This is a genomic window from Streptomyces spongiae (assembly GCF_009377185.1).
GTDB classification, from domain to species: Bacteria; Actinomycetota; Actinomycetes; order Streptomycetales; family Streptomycetaceae; genus Streptomyces; species Streptomyces spongiae.
In genome coordinates, this window is sequence record NZ_VJZC01000046.1 from 12,441 (window position 1) to 33,887 (window position 21,447).

16 protein-coding genes are annotated in these 21,447 nt (G+C 71.1%); 7 read left to right on the forward strand and 9 right to left on the reverse strand.

Annotated features, from left to right (window positions below; all coding sequences use genetic code 11):
* Positions 1-68 precede the first annotated feature (68 nt).
* The 4 genes from FNH08_RS10035 to FNH08_RS10050 all read left to right on the forward strand — a co-directional run bounded on the left by FNH08_RS10035 (position 69) and on the right by FNH08_RS10050 (position 5,217).
* Positions 69-287, forward strand: a complete 219-nt coding sequence (locus tag FNH08_RS10035; RefSeq protein ID WP_152771087.1) for a hypothetical protein — start codon at positions 69-71, stop codon at positions 285-287.
* 124 nt (positions 288-411) lie between these two features.
* A complete protein-coding gene (locus FNH08_RS10040; RefSeq protein WP_322724148.1) occupies positions 412-1,731 on the forward strand; it encodes a hypothetical protein in 1,320 nt (439 codons plus the stop codon).
* 160 nt (positions 1,732-1,891) lie between these two features.
* A complete protein-coding gene (locus FNH08_RS10045) occupies positions 1,892-3,574 on the forward strand; it encodes an MFS transporter (RefSeq protein WP_407704349.1) in 1,683 nt (560 codons plus the stop codon).
* A 746-nt stretch (positions 3,575-4,320) separates the two neighbouring features.
* Positions 4,321-5,217: an aminoglycoside phosphotransferase family protein gene (locus tag FNH08_RS10050; RefSeq protein ID WP_152771088.1), complete on the forward strand. Its 897-nt coding sequence runs from the start codon at positions 4,321-4,323 to the stop codon at positions 5,215-5,217.
* Between the two features lie 141 nt (positions 5,218-5,358).
* Here the strand turns inward: FNH08_RS10050 and FNH08_RS10055 are convergent, their stop codons facing one another.
* Positions 5,359-6,270: a helix-turn-helix domain-containing protein gene (locus FNH08_RS10055; RefSeq protein ID WP_152771089.1), complete on the reverse strand. Its 912-nt coding sequence runs from the start codon at positions 6,268-6,270 to the stop codon at positions 5,359-5,361.
* A gap of 117 nt (positions 6,271-6,387) precedes the next feature.
* On the opposite strand from FNH08_RS10055, the gene FNH08_RS10060 reads away from it, so the two are divergent.
* On the forward strand, positions 6,388-6,870 hold the full coding sequence (locus FNH08_RS10060) for an HIT family protein (RefSeq protein WP_152771090.1): 483 nt from the start codon (positions 6,388-6,390) through the stop codon (positions 6,868-6,870).
* Here the strand turns inward: FNH08_RS10060 and FNH08_RS10065 are convergent.
* The 8 genes from FNH08_RS10065 to FNH08_RS10110 form a co-directional block, all read right to left on the reverse strand.
* Complete coding sequence (locus FNH08_RS10065) at positions 6,853-8,397, reverse strand: hypothetical protein (RefSeq protein ID WP_152771091.1); 1,545 nt, start codon at positions 8,395-8,397, stop codon at positions 6,853-6,855. The genes FNH08_RS10060 and FNH08_RS10065 overlap by 18 nt on opposite strands.
* 15 nt (positions 8,398-8,412) lie before the next feature.
* Positions 8,413-9,678 carry an OmpA family protein gene (locus FNH08_RS53495; protein WP_152771092.1) on the reverse strand — a complete coding sequence of 422 codons (1,266 nt, stop codon included), beginning with the start codon at positions 9,676-9,678 and terminating at the stop codon, positions 8,413-8,415.
* Complete coding sequence (locus FNH08_RS10075) at positions 9,675-10,574, reverse strand: hypothetical protein (RefSeq protein ID WP_152771093.1); 900 nt, start codon at positions 10,572-10,574, stop codon at positions 9,675-9,677. The genes FNH08_RS53495 and FNH08_RS10075 overlap by 4 nt, the downstream gene beginning before the upstream one ends.
* A gap of 88 nt (positions 10,575-10,662) precedes the next feature.
* Positions 10,663-13,035: an ICP22 family protein gene (locus tag FNH08_RS10080; RefSeq protein WP_152771094.1), complete on the reverse strand. Its 2,373-nt coding sequence runs from the start codon at positions 13,033-13,035 to the stop codon at positions 10,663-10,665.
* The gene (locus FNH08_RS10085; protein ID WP_194238436.1) at positions 13,032-13,640 is read right to left on the reverse strand and encodes a toll/interleukin-1 receptor domain-containing protein; all 609 of its coding nucleotides are present in this window, start codon (positions 13,638-13,640) and stop codon (positions 13,032-13,034) included. Before FNH08_RS10085 ends, FNH08_RS10080 begins: the two co-directional genes overlap by 4 nt.
* A gap of 531 nt (positions 13,641-14,171) precedes the next feature.
* Complete coding sequence (locus FNH08_RS10095; protein ID WP_152771096.1) at positions 14,172-15,485, reverse strand: helix-turn-helix domain-containing protein; 1,314 nt, start codon at positions 15,483-15,485, stop codon at positions 14,172-14,174.
* 628 nt (positions 15,486-16,113) lie between these two features.
* Entirely contained in the window at positions 16,114-17,364 is a 1,251-nt protein-coding gene (locus tag FNH08_RS10105) for an MFS transporter (RefSeq protein WP_152771097.1), read from the reverse strand.
* A gap of 5 nt (positions 17,365-17,369) precedes the next feature.
* Positions 17,370-18,713 (reverse strand): preATP grasp domain-containing protein, encoded by a 1,344-nt coding sequence (locus FNH08_RS10110; protein ID WP_152771098.1) that lies wholly within the window; start codon positions 18,711-18,713, stop codon positions 17,370-17,372.
* Between the two features lie 190 nt (positions 18,714-18,903).
* Between FNH08_RS10110 and FNH08_RS10115 the strand changes: the two genes are divergently transcribed.
* Together FNH08_RS10115 and FNH08_RS10120 are read left to right on the forward strand one after the other, a co-directional pair.
* Positions 18,904-20,088 carry an NAD(P)-dependent malic enzyme gene (locus FNH08_RS10115; RefSeq protein WP_152771099.1) on the forward strand — a complete coding sequence of 395 codons (1,185 nt, stop codon included), beginning with the start codon at positions 18,904-18,906 and terminating at the stop codon, positions 20,086-20,088.
* 132 nt (positions 20,089-20,220) lie between these two features.
* A complete protein-coding gene (locus FNH08_RS10120) occupies positions 20,221-21,405 on the forward strand; it encodes a 3-deoxy-7-phosphoheptulonate synthase (RefSeq protein WP_152771100.1) in 1,185 nt (394 codons plus the stop codon).
* Positions 21,406-21,447 lie beyond the last annotated feature (42 nt).

Here is a 21,447-nt window from a genome sequence, read left to right on the forward strand (position 1 = left end):
CAAAGTTCATGGTCGGAGGCGGCGAGGCGGATGCTGGGGCGTGTCCTTAAGGAAAGGACGTGACTCCCATGAGCACGCGGTTGGCACCGGCGGTGGTCTGCCTCGGCACGTTCGTCCTGCTGATGCACCTGGCCACGACGGGTGTGGGACGACCCCACCAGGCGGCGTCGCGCACCGGTGCCTCCCGTATCCAGCGGGTTGTCGGTGACGTGGCTCCGGTGCCGGCGGCTGTGCTTACGGGCGTCTGCCGGTCGGCTGTCCGGCGGGGTGTCGCTGCCGCTCCCTGACCGGCCCGGAGTGTCCTCCTCGCATCCCCCGGGTGCTCCGGGCCATGAAGCGGCGCTGTGCCGACGAGCCGACCGCACCACGACACACGAGCAGCGCCTGATCATCAGAGAGGCATCCGTCCCCGTGCACTTCACCGTCGACGCCTTCCGCTCGACACCCCAGTTCGACATCCTCGCCAAACTCTTCGGGCAGCCGGAGTACACCGATTGGCTCGACGAGAGCCTGTCGTGGAAGCAGACCTGCTACATCGGTGACTGGTCGTTCCTGCCGCAGACCCGCTTCCGCGGTCCCGGCGTGCTCGAGCTGTTCTCGGGGATCTCGGTCAACTCCTTCAGAAGGTTCCCGGCGGGCGGCTCCAAGCACGTCGTGCAGACCAACACGCACGGCCATGTCATGAGCGAGGGCATCCTGACCCGGCTGGACGAGGAGGACTACGTCTTCCACGGACCGGGCGGCGACTGGGCCCGGTACAACCTGGAGCAGGGCGACTTCAAGGCCACCGCCGAGAACGAGGACTGGTTCGTGTACCAGGTCTCCGGCCCCGCCTCGATCCCGCTGCTGCTGGATCTGACCGGCGACAATCGGCTGCTGGACACCCCGTACATGCATGCGCTGCCCACCACCCTCGCCGGGCACCGCGTCTGGGCTCTGCGCCAGGGAATGGCCGGCGAGGTCGGGTTCGAGCTGCAGGGCCCGCGCGAGATCGGCGGAGCCGTGTACGACGCGGTCGTTCAGGCCGGGCAGAAGTACGGCATCCGGCGCTTGGGCAACCGGGCCGCGCCCCTCAACCACCTGGAGAACGCGGTTCCCACCCGGAACCTGGACTACCTGCCTGCCCTGTACGAGCCCGAGCAGGCCGACTTCCTGGCCCACCTGCTCAGCTCGCCCTGGCACATCCCGCGGGCGTTCATCGCCGGCAGCTTCCAGGGCGAGTCACTGCGCGACTACTACCGCGACCCGGTCGAGCTCGGCTGGACCCGGCAGATCAGCTTCGACCACACCTTCCTCGGCGATGCCGTCCTCAAGGAGCGGCTGGCCGAGCCCGCGCGGGTGCTGCGCACCCTGGTGTGGAACAGCGACGACGTCCTTGACGTGCACCGCTCGCTGTACGGCGACGGCCCGCACCACACCTTCATGGACATGCCCCGCGACCTGCGCGGCCACCTGTGGATGGACCGAGTGGAGCGCGACGGCGTCCTCGTCGGCACGGCCACCTCGCGCGGCTACAGCTACTACTTCCGCAAGATGCTCTCCCTGGCCGTACTGAACGTCGCCGACTCCGAGATCGGCACGCAGGTCGACGTCGTCTGGGGCAATCCCGGCGACCCGGTCAAGCGCATCCGGGCCACCGTCGCCAAGGCCCCCGTCAAACGCGTCCGTTCGCGCGCCGAGCTCCACGACCACCTGGCCGCGTACCGGGCCGGGTCCGGACCGGCCGCGTAAGCCGCGGAGAACCCCACCTACCGACGCCTGCGGGACGCCACCGGCAACATCCCGCAGGTCAGGGCTGCCCGCCCCCGGCACGGCAGCCCCCGTGAACCAACCCCTGCCCCACCCAACCGACCGCGGCACACCACACCGCACGGGAGAAAGCGGAATTTCCGTGAACGCCACCACAACGGCGATCAGGCCGACCGACCGGCGAGCGGCCACCATCGTCATGGCCTGCCTCGGCGTGTTCGTCGCCTACCTGCCGATCACCACGGTCGCCGTCAGTCTGCCCGCGATCCAGCGGGCACTGCACACCTCGACCGCCCAACTCTCCTGGGTCCAGGACGCGTTCGTCCTGCCCATGGCCGCGTTCATCATGACCGCCGGCGTCTTCGGTGACGTCCACGGCCGCAAGAAGGTCTTCCAGGCGGGCCTGTTCTGCTGTGCCGCCGGGGCGGCGGTCGCCCTGTGTGCGCAGAACATCCAGATGCTGTGGGCCGGTCAGGCCCTGGCCGGTCTGGGCTCGGCCGCGCTGCTGCCCACCACGCTGGCGCTGATCAGCCACGCGGTGCCCGACTTCCGCGAGCGCGGGAAGTTCATCGGCATGTGGGCCATGGCCATGCTCGCGGCCCTGGCCGTCGGCCCGGTCATCGCCGGCGTCATCCTCGACCACTTCTCCTGGCGCTGGATCTACCTGCTGTCCGTCCCCCTCGCGCTGGTCGCGATGGCCGTCGCCGCCCCGCTGCTCACCGACTCGCGCGCCCCATGGGGGTCCCCCCGCTCGAGCGGAGCCGAGAGTGGGGGAGGACGCAAGCTCGACTGGCCCGGCCAGATCACCGCGGCCGTCGCCGTCACCGCCCTGGTCTACGGCGTGATCGAGGGCGGCGCCGACTCCTTCACCGCCACCAAGGTGATCGCCGCCCTGGCGCTGGGCGTCGTCGCGCTGATCGCGTTCGTCGTGGCGGAGAAGCGCAGCGACAGCCCGATGCTGGACCTGGCGGTGTTCCGCAGCGCGGCCTTCACCGCCACCGCCCTGGTCGCCCTGATCACCTTTCTCGGGCTGATCGGCTTCTTCTTCGTCCTCAGCCTGTACTTCGGCATGGTGCAGCAGCTCGACACGCTGGAGGCGGGCGCGCGGCTGCTGCTGGTCCCGGTCGCCGCGATCGTGGCCGGAGCCCCGGCCGGACGACTGATGCACCGCGTCTCCGCCCGCCTCATGATCACCACCGGACTGCTGCTGAGCGCCGCCTCCCTGCTGGCCCTGACGAACATCGACGCCGCCACCTCCTACGGCTCCATCGCCTGGCGCCTGATCGTGCTGGGCCTGGGCATGGGCCTGGTCACCACGCCGATGACGGCCACCGCGGTGGCCGCAGTGCCGCACCACCTGGCGGGCATGGCCTCGGCCGCCAACAACGCCTTCCGTCAGGTCGGCGGCGCGCTCGGCCCGGCCGTCCTGGGCGCCCTGCTGTCCACGCGCGCCGTGGACAGCCTGCCCGGCCACCTCGCCGACGCCGGCGTGACCGGAACCCAGGCCCACACCATCGTCGCCACGGCGAAGGAGGGCGGCCTGGGCGCGGTCGCCGGGATGAACCTCGGCTCCACGGCCAACCAGGTCTACGGCGCCCTGGGTGACTCCCTCCTCGACGGCATGCGCCTGTGCCTCATCGTGGCAGCCGTCCTGGCCCTGATAGCCGCGGCTTGCGCGGTCGTCCTGCTGCGCCGCCCCAAGCAGCAGACCAGCACCGGCGCGGCGCGGACCGCCGACGTGGCACAGCACGGCAACCCGGACGCCTCCGCCGAGAACGCCCAGGCCGCCGGCACCGCCCAGCCCTTGGGACACCGCCGCAGCTGACCGGGCGGCAAGGGGAGGGGCATCGCCCGCGCCGGTCACACAAGTCGCGGACGGTGCCCCTCCCCTGCGGTGGGTCCGGCAGCCACGTGCCGGCAGAACCGAGGGCAGGACGATGCACATCACCAAGCAGCTGATGGGATACGCAGGATCAGCGTCTCCGGAGCCGCCCGCGCTGTCACCTCCTGGCTGCTGAAACGGATCCAGCCGTGAGTCCGGCCGGTCGAACGCGAGCCCTGCAGAACAGAGCCACACGGCACGGTCAAGTACCACCCGGCAAGGATTCGATCCCACTCCTGAAGCGGGTGTCGTAGGCGGACCCTCCGCCGAGGCACTTGAGGAAGGCCAGCGCCGGAGGCTTCGGCGCCTCCGCCGGGTCAGCTCAGCCGCTCCGGCTCCCCAGCCCGGCCCAGCCCACGAGTGAGCGCCCAGGGCACATCCAGGGCACATGAGCCCGGGAAACGGCGTCGACCAGTGAGAACTACCGAGAGTTGTTTCCGCAGGTCAGTCCACATGTCACCAAGAAACCCCAGGTCAACACCCCGCCCCTCCCATTCGCTGCACGAATGGCAGGACTTCTCGCACCGGCTGCACGAGGCGGGGCATCAGCCCTATTGCCTGGTCTGGCCCTGACCTGGGGTTTCACTGGTAGCGGGCGGGGTCTTCGGGCCTCGCCCTTTTCAGTGCCGGAGTTCGGCCGGTGCGAAAAACGGGTTGCAGTCGAAGATCGTGACGCGAATGCTGCCGCCATGAAGATGCACGCCAACCAGCTGACGGTGTCACCTGAGACGGTGCGCGTCCTGGTGGATCAGCAGTTCCCCGAGTGGCGGAGCCTGCCCGTCCGGAGCATCGCCTCGCAGGGCACGGTCAACGCCATCTTCCGCATCGGCGACCGGTTCACGGCTCGACTCCCTCTCGAGTCCGCGGACGTCGAGTCGACGCGGCGCCAACTGGAATCCGAAGTCGCCGCGGCTCGCGAGTTGGCGGGCCGCACGCGTTTCCCCACGCCCGAGCCGGTCGCGCTGGGCGAACCCGGGGCAGGTTACCCGCTTCCGTGGTCGGTGCAGACGTGGCTGCCCGGGGTCGTGGCCGACGCTGACGACCCAGGTGGATCGGTCGCGTTCGCCCGCGACTTGGCCGAACTCATAGGCGACCTGCGGGCGATCGACACGCGTGGTCGCGCCTTCGCCGGCACAGGGCGGGGAGGCGACCTGCGATCCCACGACGCGTGGATGGAGACCTGCTTCGAGCGCAGCGAGCACCTCCTGGACGTTCCCTGGCTTCGCGACCTCTGGGCAACGCTGCGCGAGCTGCCGCGCGCCACAGCCGTCGACGCAATGACCCACGGTGACCTGATTCCTGGCAACGTGCTCGTGTCCGCCGGCCGCCTGGCGGGAATTCTCGACGTCGGCGGCTTCGGCCCGGCCGATCCCTCTCTGGATCTCGTGAGCGCGTGGCATCTGCTCGATGCCGGGCCGCGGCAGGTCCTCCGTGATCACCTGGGTAGCGACGACCTCGAATGGGAGCGCGGCAAGGCGTGGGCCTTCGCTCAAGCGATGGGGCTGGTCTGGTACTACGTCGAAAGCAACCCGCCCATGAGCCGGCTGGGCCGACGCTCCTTGGAACGCATCATGGCGAGCACCTGAGGGCGGCTCGGTGGCAACAGGGTTGACCGCAGGCACCCCTGAGAGCCACTACCGCTCCCGTAGGGGAACGGGGCCCACGCCCGGCGATCACCGTCAGGAGGGTGGCGGCCACTGGGGGCCGTCAGGTGGTTGTACGGCCGGTCAGGTCTGATCTGCGGCGCGCAGGGCCCGCGCCAGCCACTCCAGCTCCTCGGTCGCGTCGGGCGACGAATTCTGCCCGCGCACGCGGGCGACGAGCCTGCGGTAGCGCTCCGCCCCTGCCTCGATCCCTGCCTCCAGGCTGCGCAGCACGGCGGCCCGGTCGGTGTCGCCGAACAGCCCGGACAGTGTTGCGGCCGCCTCCGGTCCCTCGGGGGCGACCCCGCGCTCGGTGACCTCCGCGATGGTCTGCACGACCTGCCTGGCCCACCAGATGGATGCCCCGGGGGGACGGCCCTGCCCCGGTACGGGCGTGTTGAGCTCCATCCATGTGCGCAACCGGGCGCGAAAGCCGGGGTCCCGCACCAGTTCGGCCAGTTCGATCCAGGCGTCGACCTGCTCAGGTGTGGGATCGTCGGGCAGTTCGATGCGGAAGGCGCGCATACGGTCGCGCAGGTGCGGCTCGACGTCGAGACCGCCGAACACCTCCTCCTTGAACTCGTCGATGATCTGCTTGCGTTCGGCGGCGGAGAGCCGCGCCAACCGGTTCATCAGTGCTGTCTCCTCAGCGGTGGAACCACGTGTCGCCACGGTGGACAGGACGGCCCGGCTCACCTTGAGCGAGCGGATCTGTGCGTCGAGCGCGGCCACGTGCGCGTCGGCGATCTCGGCGATCGTGGTCCGCCCGCTCAGCACCCGGCACACGTCGTCGAGCCCGAGGCCCAGCTCCCGCAGGGTGCGGACCAGCTCGACGCGGGCCACGGACTCGGCGTCGTACAGTCGATAGCCGCTCGCGGAGCGGGCCACGGGCGGCACCGCTCCCTCGTCCGACCAGAAGCGCAGGGTACGCACCGGAAGTCCGGTGCGGTGCGCGAGCCGGCCGATGGTGAGCAGGTCGGGGCGTTCGTCGTCCATGGGCGAGATCCTGGACCTTCCAGCCGCTGGAGACTCAAGCGTCTCGGTGTCGGCACGGCGCCCGCGGGCTCCGTACGGTTGCCTTGCGGTGTGAGGCGATCGGCAGACGGAGGAATCATGGCCCAGCACGTCGAGGACCGTCACGGGCGGGAGAACCTGTCCCTCTCCGGCAGACCGGTCGGCACCGACTGCCCGTTCTGCCGCATCGTGGAGGGCACCGCGCCGGCGCGGGTGCTGCGCGAGTGGGTGGACGCGCTGGCGATCGTGCCCCGGGGCGGGGGTGTTACCGCGGGGCATGTGCTCGTCCTGCCGAAGACGCACGTCCCGGACATCGCGGCCGATCCGTCCGTGTCCGCGGCGACGATGCGGTGCACCGCCGAACTGGCCGCGGAGGTCGGCGACTGCAACGTCATCACCTCGCGAGGCGCCGCCGCCACCCAGACGGTGCCGCACCTTCATGTCCACCTGGTGCCGCGGACCCGGGGGGACGGCATTCTCCTTCCCTGGACGGCCGAGGACGGCGGGGGCCGCCCGGGCCGTGGACGACGGCCCTGGACGGCACGGCCGCTCAACCCGGGTGCTTCAGGTCCTCCTCGCTGAGGGATCGTCGCGGTCGGGCCCCTTGGTGTCGGGCGGATCGGTGCCGGGCTCCTCGGGGTCGGGCCCCTTGGTGCCGGGCTCTTCGGTGTCGGGCGCATTGGTGTCGGGCGCATTGGTGTCCGTCGCTTCGGCCTCCGCCTCTTCTGCGTCGGCCGCTGTGTCCGCCGCGTCGGGCTCAGGCGGCTTAGCGTCAGCCGGCTCCGCCGGCGTCACGGCGACCGGTTCGGTGTCCGGCAGCGTGAACTGGGCGTTCAGGCGCTCGGCGATTTCCTCCAGCCAGTTCTCCAGGGCGTGCGGGGCGTACCGCTCGAGCAGGGTGTAGACGTGCTCCAGGACCTCCAGGCGGAGCCGCGGTGTCGCCGGTCCGTTGCGCTCCTGCTTGACCGGCCAGGTGTGGTCCCGCAGCGGCAGGTCGAACGAGCCCGCGGTCCCGCTCTCCGCCCGCTCCTCGATGATGCGGACGCAGGCGTCGTCCACGACCCGGTACGCGTCGGCCGATGTCTGTTCGGCGGCGGCGCGCAGCCGGTGCCAGGCGGTGCTGTGCTGTACGAGCGCCTTCCTCGCCTCCGCCACGAGGGTGCGGAGCCGCTTGTCGGCGGCCTCCAGCCCGGTCTTCGCCTCCTTCTCCCGGTCCGCGTAGGGGTTGTGCGCGAGGATCTTGACGATGACCGTCGCGGCGCTGAGCACCAGAATCAGGATGACCACCATGTCCTGGGCCTGGACGAGGGTCTTGGACCCCTGCGCTCCGTCGGCCGCCCTGATGCGGGCGATCGTGCCGAGTCCGACGAAGAGCAGCACGGTGAACAGCACCGGTACGGTCAGGTTGGCCCAGGGCAGGTCGTTCGGCCTGCGGCTCTCGGTGCGGGTGGGGCGCGGCCAGATCCAGTACTTCCATGCCGCCCGCGGCCCGCGCCGCACGCGTTCCGTGCGGCGGTCGGCGCGAACGCGCAGGCGGAAGACCGCCTCGGCGAGCAGCGTGCCTGCGGCGAGCAGCGTCACGGCCACTCCGAACGCGGGCAGGTAGGCGAGTTTGTAGCTGATCTCGCCCGGCGCGAGGCGGAAGAACCGCTGCATGATCGTGCCGACGAAGACGGTGTCGAACCCGACGCCGGCCAGGATCGTCGGCCACAGCAGGAACCGCCAGAGCCGCGGTGGACGCCGTAGGCTCTCGGGCCCGTCGTCGGCGTGCCGGGTACGCACGACGCCGACCTCCCGCTGCGCCTGCCGGGCCGACCGGCCGACTTCGAAGCGTTCCACCGCGTCGATCGCCGTCAGCGCGTCCTGGAACGTGCCGACGGCCTGTGTCCCCTTCTCCCCGAGGGCCTCCTGGGCCTTGGCCAGGTCGGTGTTGGCCTGCGCGAAGGCCCGCATCAGGACGGCCTGTTCGCGGTTGTCCGTCGGGTCCGCGGGCCGTGTGACCGGCCGCCGGCCGTCCGGGGTGAGGAGAGGGAGAGTGGGCCCGGGGCAGGGCTTGGGCGACTGGTAACGGGCCGCCCGCGGCGAACCGTTGCTGCCGTTCACGTCCATGGTTGTGCCCTCACCTCACTTCTCGATGATCTCGATGTCGACGCGGCGCCGGCACTGGAGGCGCTCCTCGTCGGACGTGCCCGCCGAACCGGATTCCTCCGGGCAGTCCCGTGCCAGGCCCTCGCCTTCCGCCTCGACCGGGGAGACACCGAGGTCGACCAGTACGTCCCGTACGGCGTCCGCGCGGGCCTGGGACAGCTGCTTGTTGTTGCCGGAGGTGCCGCGCGGATCCACGTATCCCTTGACCACGACACGGTCGAGGTCGAGGGTGCGGGCGCTGACGGCGATGTCGGTGAGCATCGGTACGGCCTTGGGGCGCACCCTCGAGGAGTTGGTGTCGAACAGGGCCGCTCCGGGCAGCGAGTACGTCCGGACGCCGTCCTCGCCGTAGCGGACCACCGGTTCGGCCGGGGCGGGGTCCTTGCCGCTCGGTGCGGCGGCCGTGTCGACCGGTGTGTCCTGGACCGTGCAGGAGCCGCCCCCTTCCTCGCACAGGGTGGTCCACAGCTCGGCCAGCCAGTTGCGCTGGGCGGGTTTGGCGGCGGGCGTGTCGGTGGCCGACTGGGCGAGCCCGACGAACGTGACGTCCACCTCGCGCAGGGCCGGTATCTCCTCTCGGGCGTCGCACACCCTGGCGATGGCCTTGATCTCCGGCTCGTCGCGGAAGCCCGCCTCGCGCAGATCCGCGCAGCCGGTGGTGGACAGACCGTCGGTGAGGACCAGCAGACGCCGTTCCCGGCCGTCGGCGTCGCCGAGGCCCGCCGCCCCGGCCGCCATCGCCGCCAGCACGTCGGTCCCGCCGTGGGCTGGGAGCTTGCTCTCGGCCTCGGCGACGTGACCGGTGAGGCATTCCGCGGCGGCGTCCCGGTTCTCCTGCTGGTTGCCCGGGTTGGGGTCGCTCGCCTTCCACGCGGCCGATTGCTTCCGGGCGGTCCAGGTGACCTTCCCGGAGTTACCTCCGAACGTGCCCACCGACACGGTGTCCCCCCGCTCGATCATCTTGGCGAGGAGAGGACTGATCGCGTCCGTGTAGTCCACGCCCTCCGCGGAGGGCTTTGTGCCGCGCACGGAGGCCGAGGAGTCGACGAGGATCGCGGTCTGCCCGTGCCGGGCCGCCTCGGTGGGCATCTCGGCCATCCAGACGCAGGCGGCCGCGGGGTCGTACTCGGCCGACGGGGCGCAGGAGGTGGTGAGGGAGCCCGTCAGCGCGAGGAGGGCGCAGAGACCGACGGCCGTCCGGGAGGCCCGACGACGCCCGTCGGCCGCGCTGGACGCGTTCACGAGGCCGGCCCTTCGACCGCGACCGCGTTGTCGACCCAGGAGAACGGGCTGAGCCCCATCTCGCGGCAGAACGCGCCGAGCGCCTTGTCGTAGGCGTTGGCGTACTCGAACATGCCGACCCGCTCGTGGTTGTGCGTCGCGTCCTCCAGCACCTTCGCCAGCGCGTGGGTCCCCGAGTGCCGGAGGTTTCGCAGGGCCTCCATCACCTTGCGGAAGTCCTGGTCGGCGAGGGCCGCGGCGAACGGCACGAGCAGGCGTCGCTGGGTCGCGTCGAGCTGCTCCAGCTGCTCCAGGTCCTTGATCACCCGCAGCCAGGTCTCGGTGAGCGACTCCACCTGCTCCGCCTTGAGCCGTCCCAGCCGGCCCTCCTCGCGGAGCGTCAACTCGGCGAGGTGGTACGGCAGTACGTGCTCACGCAGGGCAGGGTCGACCCGGACGCGGACCGACGGGGAGCAGCGGATACGGCCCTTGTCGTCGTCGTAGCACCAACCGTCGGCCAGCTTGGCGGTGATCGCACGCTCGGCGGCGACCGGGTCGGCCGGATCGCACTCGCGCGTGGCGGACCAGGCCCGCGCGAGGAGCTCCTCACGCGCGGTGCCCTCGTGCACGGCGGCACGCTCGCGCAGCACGTCGAGCGTCATCGCGTTGCTGCTCCACTGGAAGGCGGGGTGGACCTGGAACGCGAACACGTCGCCGCGGGCCGCCACTTCGACAGCCGTGTCCTGCGGAGGCAGTTGCAGGGTCACCTCCTTCCTTGCCGCCGGGAGCGCGGAGGAGCCGTCGCCGCCGTCCCCGCCGGGACCGGCGGCCTCCCCGTCCTGGTCGGTCGTGCCGGCGTACTTCGAGCGCCACCAGTCGCGCAGCGTGGCGAACAGTCCTTTGGGGCGTCGTCGCATGGTTGTCTCTCCTGTCGATCGTGTGGGTGATGGAGATGGATGTGTGCCGTCGGGCCGGTGTCCGTCGGGACTCACGGCTGCCGGGTGTTCACGGCTGCCGGGTGTTCGCCGCGGCCGGGCCGAGTGAGCGCAGGACGTGGCGGACGCAGGCGGAGCCGGGGTGGCTGCGCGCCCACATGGAGAGGCGGAAACGGGCCCGGGACCTCAGCTGACGGGTGCAGACCCGCGGTACGAACCGCTCGAGGAAGCCGGCCAGCTCGTTGTCCGAGTCCGCGGCCAGCAGCCACTGCCGCAGCAGTTCCCAGGCCCGCTCGGAGTTCTCCTTGCCGGTCAGAGCACGCTGCCAGAGCAGCAGGAGCGTGTCCTCGCGGGCGGGGTCCGTCATCGCCAGATGCGCGAGCACGGGCCGGGACCGCAGCTCGGACGCGGCGGAGTACCGGCCGAGGACGAGCAGGACGCGGACGGCGTGCCGGTGCAGGTGGTCGTTGTCCGCGTGGACCCACCCGTCCAGCGCCTCGGTGACCGGCTCGGCGTCGCCGGCGAGGAACAGCAGGGAGGCCGAGAAGGCGATGGACGCGCTGAAGGAGAGCTCCTGCCTGCTGCCCAGTTCGTGCAGGGACCACAGGGCGTGTCCCACGTCCTGGGCGCCCACCGACGTGCCGTAGGCCCTGGCCGCGCTGTCCTGGAGCCGCCACTTGGGACTGCGGGACCAGCTGTTGACCTGGTTCCTCACCCGCGGTGCCAGGCTCGGGTCGTCGGCGGCCATCTCCAGTGCCAGTACCGCGCACTGCCGGTACTCCGCCGAACCCTGCGCGGCCCACTTCTGGATCAGGTCCCGGTAGACGCTGTCGAAGTCGTGGCTGAGCAGGATGCCGGCGATCTGCGCCGCCCGTACCCGCACACGCTCCAGGCGGTCGCGGACGAGCACCGTCAGCCACTCCCGCAGCGGCTGCCGGAGGCTGCCGAAGCCGTGCCACACGACCTCGACGACGGCGGGCATCAGCTCCTCGTCCACGAGCCTGGCCCGTCGGGGGTTGTCGTGGATTGCGCCGCCCGCGGCGGCGGTGATGCCCAGCTCGGGAGGGATCAGCCGGTCGAGGTCCCGCTCGAAGACGTGGCTCGCCGGCGTCGGTTCACCGTTCTCGAGGCGCCGTACCTCCGCGCTGAGCAGCGCTGCCGCCTGGAAGACGTCGGAGAGCGGATGCCCGTGGAAGAGGACGTAGGCGATGCGCAGTGCCTGGCGGTGCGGGTCGAGCACGGCTGTGGACGTTCCCGGGTCGGGCACCTGGAGGAACCGTTTGGCCAGTCGCCTCAGCCGGTCGCGCCACTCACGGAAGACCTCGTCGAACTCGTCCTCCGGCGTGTGCACGTGCTCGGCCAGCAGCCCGGCGAAGTCCACGACGGAACGGACCGACTGGGCGACGTCGAGCACACGGTCCACGCCCGTGTCGCTCTGCACCCGCCGTGCGAAGGCCTGGATCCGGCGGGGCGAACAGCCGCCTTCCTCCGGGCACTCGGCTGCGTGCGCACCGAGCGCCGCGTCCAGGTGCGCACGCAGCACGTCCCGCAGCTTGGGCTTGTCGTGCGTGAAGGCGTACGGCCGCAGCTCGTCCAGGTCGGCCGGCACGGGTTCGCCGATCAGCACGATGTACGCCCCGCGTTCCCGGGCGTGCCTGCCCAGGGCGTCCAGGGTGGCCTGCCTGAGCGTGTCCGCACCCAGGTCGACGAGGAAGCCGTCTCCGCGGGTGAGGAGGGTGTCGGCGCACTCGGTCAGCGCCTGTGCGAGCCCCGGCCCCTCGCTGTGCAGGATCTTGACGCTCCCCTCAGGGCATCTCTGGCGCAGGAGGAAGAGGCCGGTGGTGTGGCGCCCGCTGCCCCGCTGCCCGAACAGCGCGACGAGGTGGTTCGTGTGCAGGCCGCCTTCCATCCAGTCCTGCTGCGGGACCTTCTGATGGAGGTTCACGAGCCGGTCCAGGTCCCGGGCGTCGCAGGTCAGCGTCTGGATCTCGGCGCGGGAGTCCGCGCCGGCGACGAGCCGTTCCAGGTAGATGGAGGTGCCGCCGACCGAGACCGCGCTGCGGCTCGCCCGCTTCAGGTCGGTCTCGTACACGGCGGAGGCGTACTCGTGGAAACGGTTGACGTCACCGCCGTCGTCCCGCCGTTCGCGGCGGGACGAGGACGCCTCGGCGGAGGGCTCGGCGGCGGACTCGGCGGATATCGCCGAGTCCTTGGCCTCGCTCCGGTTTCCGGCGTCGCCGTCCTCCGTGTTCCCGGGCGGGTTCTCGGGCTCGCCGTCGGGCGTCGGCGCGGACTTGCCGGTGTCCAGGACCTCGGGCCCGGTGTCCAGGACCTCCGGTCCGGGGGCTTCGGCGGGGTCGCTCTCGGGGTGGCTCTCGTACGAGGTGCCGGAGTCGGGTTCCGGGGCGCCGCTGTCGGCGCGGGGGTCGCTCGCCGTGCTCACTTGCGTTCCTTCCGGTCGGAACCCTCGTGGTAGTGGGCGTTACCGCCACCGATGGTGAACGCGGTCCTCTTCACGCTCTTGATCTTGTTCGTGATCCTGTCGGCCGCCGGGGCGTCGTCCTGGTGCTTCGGGTCGGCCGCCCGGGCGGTCCCCTCACGGATCGCGTCGATGAGGACCGGGATGTCGATGTGTTCGTGGGACGTGCGCAGGAAGGCCCTCTGGCGCCGGGCGAGTTCCCTGATCTCCTCGGGCAGTTCGTCGGCGGTCGGCAGCCGGGCCCCGTCGACCGTCACGGGGATGACGATCAGGCCCCAGTCGAGCGCCCACTCGATCTCGGTGCGCACCCAGTCCTCTTCCGCTTCGATGCGGGGGCGACCGGTCGCACTGTCCTTGAGCGTCAGCCATTCGCTGCCGATGAGCACCAGCAGCACATCGCTCTTCCTCAGGTTCTGCTTGATCACCGGCGGGAAGTCGACGCCCGGAGACATCGAACGGTGGTCACGGAAAGCCCGGTCCTCCCCGAACTCCCGCCTCAGAGCACCGTCGACCAGTGCGGCGGCCTTGTCGGTATCGCCGGTGCGGTAGTTGGTGAATACAGTGATCATGTCCGGTCCTCGATTCGTCCGTGGATGGGCATCGGATGTTTTCTTTTCGAGCTCCCTGTGAGCCCGTTGAAGGGGGCTCATTGAGAGGCTTGGGGGCTCAGTGAGGGCGCATTGGGGGCGCGTTGTGTGCTTGTTCCGGGTGCACCGTGCCAGGGCCTGCCATTGGCCTCACGGTGACAGCGGGTGAACCGAGATTTCCAGCCATGGAAAGGGCCGGTCAACGTGTTGCCCGCGGCCACTTGCGGAGGCAACAGAACACTTTTCGAACCGGCAGAGTGAACGGAGTCGGCGGGGTTGGTCGAGTGGACCGATTCGAGTGGGGCAGCGGGGGCAGCGGGTAATTCCTGGGACCCGGTGGACCGGCTCGCGCCGGGATTCGGCACCCTTTTCGCACCCGGGGGCGTACGCCTTCGCTCGTACGGGGAAGCGGCCGCCCGTCAAGGCGAACTGGTCTCCCGCGTCAGCTGTGCCACCGCGCCAGCCGGTGTCCCCGCGGCGGCCGGTATCCCCGCGTGGGCCGGTGTCCCCGCGTCAGCCGGTATCCCCGCGTCGGCGGAGTCCGCCGCGCAGACCCGCCGCGATGAGGGGAAGGGCGTCACGGACCGCGGGATTCCTCGGCCAGCGGTTCAGCACCCTGCTGAGCCGCACGAGGTCGGCTCGGATGGTCGCGGAGTCGGTCGCCGCGACGGCCGCGGCCACGGACGCCGCGAGCGTGCAGGCACGTTCGAGCTCGCCGACGTGTGCCAGGGCGAGGGCGAGCCGTGCTCCGTGGCGGGCGCGGGCCCGCAGTGCCTGTGGGTCGATGGTGTCCAGGCCGGGCTCCAGCAGGGCGACGGCCTCCGCGGGCGCGCCGAGCTCCTGCATGCACCACGCCGAGACGAAGGCGGTCAGGTCCGGGACGTGGACGCTCCCCAGGACGGGTGTGCCGTCCCCCGACGGCTCCGTCTCGCCGGCGAGTTCGGCGCTGCGGTCCAGAGCGCGACGGCACTCGTCCCGGTTGCCCACGAGCGCGTGACCCTGGGCCTCACGCTGAGCGGCCAGCTCCCTGATGCGGCCGCTGCGCGCCTGTGCGCCGGCCTCACGGGACAGTCCCACGGCGGTGAGCGAATCGCCGCTGTAGAGGGCCAGTTCGGCCTGGCGCACCAACGCGTACGCGGCAAGCTCGCTGTCCCCGCCCGCCGCGGCCAGGCGCACCGCCTGGTCGGTCCACCACAGGGTCGCAGCGTCGTTTCCGGCTTCCTGCGCCATCCAGCCGGTGTACTCGGCGAACCTCGCGGCGAGCCGTAACACGGCGCCCCGCTCCTCGGGCGGTGCGGAACGCCCCATGCCGCGCAGCGCGCTGGTCGCGGTGATGCTCAACTGGGCGACGACGGCCGGGCCGAAGAACTGCCCGAGGCCGCGGAACTCGTGGAACATGTTCCGGAACACCGGAAGCACCGCTTCCGTCGACCCGTTCTCATGGAAGCCCGGGACGATGGTCCAGCTCACCATGGGGAGCGCGGGGTTCCCGCTCGCGAGAACGGCCGGGTCGACGGCCACGAAGTCGCTTTCACCGTCGGCGCGCATCCAGAGCGACCACGGTATGGAGTCGCCGACGTTCGTGGCCGGGATGTCCATGTTCTGGTGCGGAGGAGGCGACAGCAGACCCCTGAGCCCTCCCTCGGCATGGAGCACGGTGTCGCATATATGCGCGAGGTCTTCGCTGGGATTCCTCTTTCCCCGCTCGATCTTGCTGAGGTGCCCTTTCGAGAAGTTGACCAGAGTGGCCAATTCATCCAGCGACAGTCCGTTTTCGGTTCTCCGTCGACGCAATTCCTCACCGAAGTTCGCATCAACTGGACGCATGCCGACTCCCCCGTCTTGCGCGTTCACTGAAGTCGATTCTGCCACGCCTTGGCCGAAGTTCACCCTTCCGCCACTTTACCCAGCTCATTTGACTTCTAATGCACGTCTCACGCCTCTATTTGTCCTCAACGAAGCGCGCCTCAGATCAAATTCGATCGTTTCTGATGGCTACGGGGCTAGAAGTCGTCGCTCCTGGGTACGGCGCTCACGGCATGGGAGATCGGGCACGCTGCTCGCCCAGTCCAGCCGGGTCGCCCGAAGCGCGCATGCGTCTGGTGTGCTTCCCGCACGCCGGGGGGCGGCCTCCTTCTACCGTTCCTGGGGCCAGTCGCTGACCGAGGTGGAGGTCCACGCCGTCCAGTACCCGGGGCGCGCCGACCGGTTCGACAAGGAGACGGCGGCAGACCCGATCCTCCAGGAGGTGGTCCTGCCGTATCTGGTCGCCGACGGCCGCGTGTTCCACAGCTACGACATGGCGCCCGAGCCGTTGCTCAGGTGTCCGGTCACCATCATCGTCGGCGACCAGGAGGTCGGCGTCCCCCTGTCCGTTCCGCCCCCCGTCGCCCGGAGTTTTCTACTCCTCGAGGGCGCCGAGGGGCGCGGAGTGGGCGGCGAGCCCGGCGGTTTCTCAGGGGGCGTCCGTGGCTCCCGCACGGGCCCTGGCATCCGAGCGCTCCTCGGTCGAGGGTCCGGGTGGCGTGGTGCCACGGGCGGAGCGGCCCTCGGCAACGGCGCTCGCGGCTGTGATCAGCAAGGTGATCGCGACGCCACCGAGGATCGCCGTCGACGGGCCGGCCTTGTCGAGGGCCACCGCGGAGAGGGAGGCCGTCAGGCTGTAGCCCATGCCCTGCACGGCGTACATCACGGAGTAGCCCGCGGCGTGCGCCTCCTCGGGCAGTTGCTCGCGAAGGCTCAGGTTGCGGGAGACCATCACCCCGGACTGGAAGACCCCGGCGAGCATCAGACCGAGAGCGACCCCGGGCAGACCGGGCAGGAACGCCACCAGGGACACACAGGCCGCCGTGAGGGTGAGGAACACCAGGCTCTGCGCCCGTACGGAACCGGGCCATGTGCGCAGGCCGTAGCAGAACGCGCCGAGCGCGCTCGACAGGGCGAACGCGGCGAGCAGCGCCCCGGACCAGCCCACGGGGATGTCCCGGTCCTCCAACAGCGCCGGAAGCACGAGTTCCGCGGTGGCCAGCATCGCCATGGCCGCCGCACTGGTGAGGTAGACGGGCCAGCCGGCGAGCAGGCTCCTCGTCATGCGGACCTTGGTCGGTGCGCCGGTCGTGGCCGTCGGGCGCTCCGGCAGGGCGAGGAGCAGCAGCGCGGCGACGGCCGCGAGCACCGCGCCCAGCGCCAACGGGGCGCCCGGGTCCATCTGGAGGGCGAGCAGGGCGACGAGACCCGGCGCCGCGGCCCAGGTGATCTGCGTGAGCGTGGCCTCGGCGCTCAGCGCCCTGGGCACCGTCCGCTCCTCCACCAGCCGGGTCAGCAGGGAGCGGACGCCGCCGGGACAGGCGGCCGGTGCCGCTCCGGCCAGGAAGGCCAGGCCGATCAGGACGGGTGACGGCGCGTCGCGCGCCAGGGGAAGGGCGCCGAAGGCGAGTGCCCCGCCGAGGAGGCCGAGGGCCAGCTGGGGCCGCATCCGGGACCGGCCGAGGCGCGCGCCCAGCAGGGGTGCGCCCACGACCTCGCCCAGGACGTACGCGGACGCCAGGGTCGCCCCCAGGGTGTAGCCGCCGGGGCTCTCGCGGCTCAGGAACACCAGAGCCAGCGGGGCCATGGCCACGGGCGCCTTGCTGAACAGGGCTACCACCGCCCAGAGCAGCAACTCGCGGGTCATGAGGTCCCGGTAGCTCGGCTTGGTGCTGGTCATCGTGGTCAGTCCTCCGTGCCGTGGGCGGCGAACAACTCGCCGACGGCCAGTTCCAGTTCGCGCACGCCGTCGGCGTCCTCGGCCACCACGACGTACTCGCCGAAGCCGCCGGTCGGGCTGCCGTCGTCGACCGTGACGAGCACGCCGGTACGGGTGGCCGGGTCGTAGGCGAGCCCGTGGGTGCGCAACGCCTCGACGGCGGTGGCGAAGGGCGGGAACGTGCAGCGGCGCAGTTCGACGAGGACGCGCTCCTCGAAGTAGTCGGCGCCGACCACGCGTTCACCGATGCGGTGGATGTGGGTGGAACCGCCGGTGCGGCAGTTGAACTCGTTGATCAGGATGTCCTGGTCCGGCGTGACGATGGCGTCGACGCTGACGATGCCGCGGTAGCCCACGGCGTGGATCGGCTCGCACAGGAGCCGGACGGCGTCCAGGAACCCAGGGAACGCGGGCAGTTCGGCGGAGGGCGCCGGGACGATGAGGCCGTTCAGCACGGGCTTCATGCGCATCTCCCCGTGCCCGGTGAACTCGACGCCGTGTTCCTCGACGCGGACCTCCGCGTAGATCGGCACCGACTCCGGGACGTACCGCTCGATGACGACGCGGTTGCGGCCGCCGTCGGTGAGCCAGTCCCAGCGGTCCGTCAGGTACTTGACGAGCTCCTCGCGGTCCTCGGTGACCACGGTGCGCCGGGCGCCGAGCGGGTCGACGCCGGGGACCGGGCTGACGATCTCGTTGCCGAACCCGGCGACGTGGAAGTCCTGCTTGAGGATGGCCGGGTGCCCCTGGGAGAGCAGCCCCTCCCACAGGAATGCCTCCGCTTCCTCGCGCGCCGAGAAGACACCGCCCTCCGGTACGGGCGCGTGGACCCCGCCGGCCAGGGCGCGGAACGTCGACTTGCTGTTGAGGAGCCGGCCGCCGCTCTGGTCGAGGAAGCCGAAGCCGGGGGTGACCCGGTCCAGGCCGAGCATCCTGGTGAGTTCGGCGACCGTGCTGTCGAAGTGGAACGGCAGGACGCGGTCGGTGCCCTGGGCGGCGACCGCCTCCCGCAGTTCGGCGAGGAAGCCCTCGTCGGTGAGCCGGTCGCGGGACAGCAGTCCCTCGCCCACCCGGCCGGCAGGCGGCACGATCACGCGCACCGAGTCCCGCTCGATGCCGAGGCTGTCGGCGACGTACCGGAGGAACTCCTCGTCCGCGGGCATGGGCAGTACGAGGATGTCGCCCTCCCGCAGGCACCAGGCCATGCGCTGCGCCTGGTTCCCCACGTACCGGCGGTAGTCCGGATCGAGGAGCTCCAGGTCGCCGACCATCTCCTCTGTGCGCTGGTTGCTGACGATCAGGGTGGGCATTCCCGGACCTCTCTCTGCCGTGTGTGACGGATTCGTTTCGCAGCCCCCGATCCTCGGGCCGCTACGACAGGGGAGCCACTACTCGAACGAGTAGAAATAGCCGCGGGGGAACCGCGCGGTCGAGTAGTGCCCATGGCCCGTGCGCCACGACTAACGTCCTGAACGCCTACCGAATTGGAGGGGGTTCGTCATGGCTGCCACTGAAGCCAGTACCCAAATATCGGACCGTGAGATATTCGCGGCGCACGAAGGCGGAAAGCTGAGCGTCGGCGTCACCACGGAATTCAAGGACGCGCATTCCCTGTCCATCGCCTACACGCCCGGCGTGGGCAGGATGAGCCAGGCCATCGCGGCCGATCCCACGCTCGCGCACCGCTACACCTGGGCCGGCCGTCTCGTCGCGGTGGTCACCGACGGCACGGCCGTGCTCGGGCTCGGCGATGTGGGACCGACGGCGGCGCTGCCCGTGATGGAGGGGAAGGCAGCGCTGCTCAAGGAGTTCGGCGGGCTCGACTCGATTCCGCTGGTCCTGGACACCACGGACGTGGACGAGATCGTCGACACGCTGGTCCGGCTCCGGCCGTCCTTCGGCGCGGTGAGCCTGGAGGACGTGGCGGCGCCGCGCTGCTTCGAGCTCGAGGACCGGCTGACGCGGGCGCTCGACTGCCCGGTGATGCACGACGACCAGCACGGCACGGCCATCGCGGTCCTCGCCGCTCTGCGCGGCGCGTACGCCGTGATCGGCCGCCCGCTGGAGGCGCGGCGTGTCGTCGTCTCCGGTGCGGGCGCGGCCGGGGTGGCCTGCGCCCGGATCCTGCTCGCGGCGGGCGTTCGCGATGTCGTCGTCCTCGACTCGCGCGGCATCCTCACGCCGGGCCGCGAGGGCATGAACCCCGTCAAGGCCGAGCTGGCGGCGCGTACCAACCCCCGGGGGCTGCACGGCCATCTCGCCGAGGCGTTGCGGGACTCCGACGCCTTCGTGGGAGTCTCCTGCTCCCGGGTGCCCGAGGAACTGATCGCCACCATGGCCCCCGAGGCCGTCGTGCTGGCGCTGTCCAACCCCGTCCCGGAGGTGGAGCCGCAGGTCGCGGCCCGGCACGCCGCGATCGTCGGCACGGGCGGCAGCGACTTCCCCAACCAGGTCATCAACACCCTGGCCTCGCCCGGCATCTACCGCGGCGCCCTGGACGCGGGGGCCCGGCGCATCACCGAGGGCATGAAGCTCGCCGCCGCCGAGGCCATCGCGGAGGTGGCGGCCACCGACCTGGCCGCCGACCGGATCGTTCCGCACTCCCTGGATCCGAGGGTGATGCCCGCGGTGGCGGCGGCAGTGGCCCGGGCCGCCCTCGACGGGGCCGAGGCACACGACGCGTAGGGCGTGTCGCCGTGCGACACCCGACTCCGCTGTCCACGGCCTGGAAAACGCGCCGATACACCCGCGATACGAATGCGGCACGAATGCGGCACGAATTCGGCACGAATGAGATACGTACTGGAGTGAGCGCTCATGACCGTGGTCCAGGAATTCACCGATCAGGCGCCCCGGGTGCCGGTCGCTCTTCAGCAGCCCGACTGGAACGACCCGGAAGGAGTGGAACGGGTACGGAAAAGGCTCGAGTCCGCGTTACCGCTCGTCGCCATGGCGGACGTGGAGGATCTCCGGAGGCGATTGGCCGCTGCCGCTGCCGGAAAGACACAGATCATTCAGGCCGGTGATTGTGCGGAGGACTGGGCGGAATGCACGCCCGTCGACGTCATCCGCAAGCAGGCACTCCTCGACGCCATGGCGGGCGTGATGTCCCTGGCCGCGTGGCGACCGGTCGTACGCGTGGGGCGCCTCGCCGGCCAGTACGCCAAGCCGCGCTCCCACCCCACCGAGACCGTCGGCGGGGTGGAACTGCCCGTCTACCGCGGGCACATGGTCAACTGCCCCGAGCCGGCCCCCGAGCTGCGCCGCCCCGACCCGAACCGCATGCTCACCGGCTACCAGGCGTCCCGTACGGTCATGCGGCTGCTCGGCTGGAACGGCGGCACCGATGCCCCGCGCGCAGGCGCCCCGCTGTGGACGAGCCACGAGATGCTGCTCCTCGACTACGAACTGCCGCTCGTGCGCAGGCAGTCGGACGGCAGGCGGCTGCTCACCTCGACGCACTGGCCCTGGATCGGCGAGCGCACGCGGCAGGCGGACGGCCCCCATGTGGCGTTGCTCGCCTCCGTGGCCAACCCGGTGGCCTGCAAGGTGGGCCCCGGGATCACCACCGACGAACTCCTCGCCCTGTGCGAGCGGCTCGACCCGGAGCGCGAGCCGGGACGGCTCACGCTCATCGCGCGGATGGGGGCCCAGAACGTCGGGGAGAAGCTGCCGCCGCTGGTCGCCACGGTGCGTGCGGCCGGCCACCCGGTGGTGTGGCTGAGCGATCCGGTGCACGGCAACACCGTCAGCGGGCCCGACGGTCTCAAGACCCGGCTGGTACGGACCGTCGTGCGCGAGGTGCGGGAGTTCCAGAACGCCGTCGCGCAGGCCGGCGGGGTCGCCGGTGGGCTCCACCTGGAAACCACCCCCGACGAGGTCACCGAGTGCGTCGACGACGAGCAGCACCTGCGGGAGTTCAAGGAGAAGTACACGACACTCTGCGACCCCCGTCTCAACCCCCAGCAGGCCCTGGCAGTCGCCGCGTCCTGGCGCGGCTGACCCAGCCGCCCGGTCCCCGCCCCGACCGCCCCTGTCCACCGG

Bases quoted from the DNA above. Each gene is read 5' to 3' on its own strand.
- FNH08_RS10085 (WP_194238436.1), bottom strand. From the start codon at position 13,640: ATGATCACTGTATTCACCAACTACCGCACCGGCGATACCGACAAGGCC.
- FNH08_RS10120 (WP_152771100.1), top strand. From the start codon at position 20,221: ATGACCGTGGTCCAGGAATTCACCGATCAGGCGCCCCGGGTGCCGGTC.
- FNH08_RS10115 (WP_152771099.1), top strand. From the start codon at position 18,904: ATGGCTGCCACTGAAGCCAGTACCCAAATATCGGACCGTGAGATATTC.
- FNH08_RS10065 (WP_152771091.1), bottom strand. From the start codon at position 8,397: ATGGACGTGAACGGCAGCAACGGTTCGCCGCGGGCGGCCCGTTACCAG.
- FNH08_RS10055 (WP_152771089.1), bottom strand. From the start codon at position 6,270: ATGGACGACGAACGCCCCGACCTGCTCACCATCGGCCGGCTCGCGCAC.
- FNH08_RS10060 (WP_152771090.1), top strand. From the start codon at position 6,388: ATGGCCCAGCACGTCGAGGACCGTCACGGGCGGGAGAACCTGTCCCTC.
- FNH08_RS10035 (WP_152771087.1), top strand. From the start codon at position 69: ATGAGCACGCGGTTGGCACCGGCGGTGGTCTGCCTCGGCACGTTCGTC.
- FNH08_RS10075 (WP_152771093.1), bottom strand. From the start codon at position 10,574: ATGCGACGACGCCCCAAAGGACTGTTCGCCACGCTGCGCGACTGGTGG.
- FNH08_RS10050 (WP_152771088.1), top strand. From the start codon at position 4,321: ATGAAGATGCACGCCAACCAGCTGACGGTGTCACCTGAGACGGTGCGC.
- FNH08_RS10105 (WP_152771097.1), bottom strand. From the start codon at position 17,364: ATGACCAGCACCAAGCCGAGCTACCGGGACCTCATGACCCGCGAGTTG.
- FNH08_RS10110 (WP_152771098.1), bottom strand. From the start codon at position 18,713: ATGCCCACCCTGATCGTCAGCAACCAGCGCACAGAGGAGATGGTCGGC.
- FNH08_RS10095 (WP_152771096.1), bottom strand. From the start codon at position 15,485: ATGCGTCCAGTTGATGCGAACTTCGGTGAGGAATTGCGTCGACGGAGA.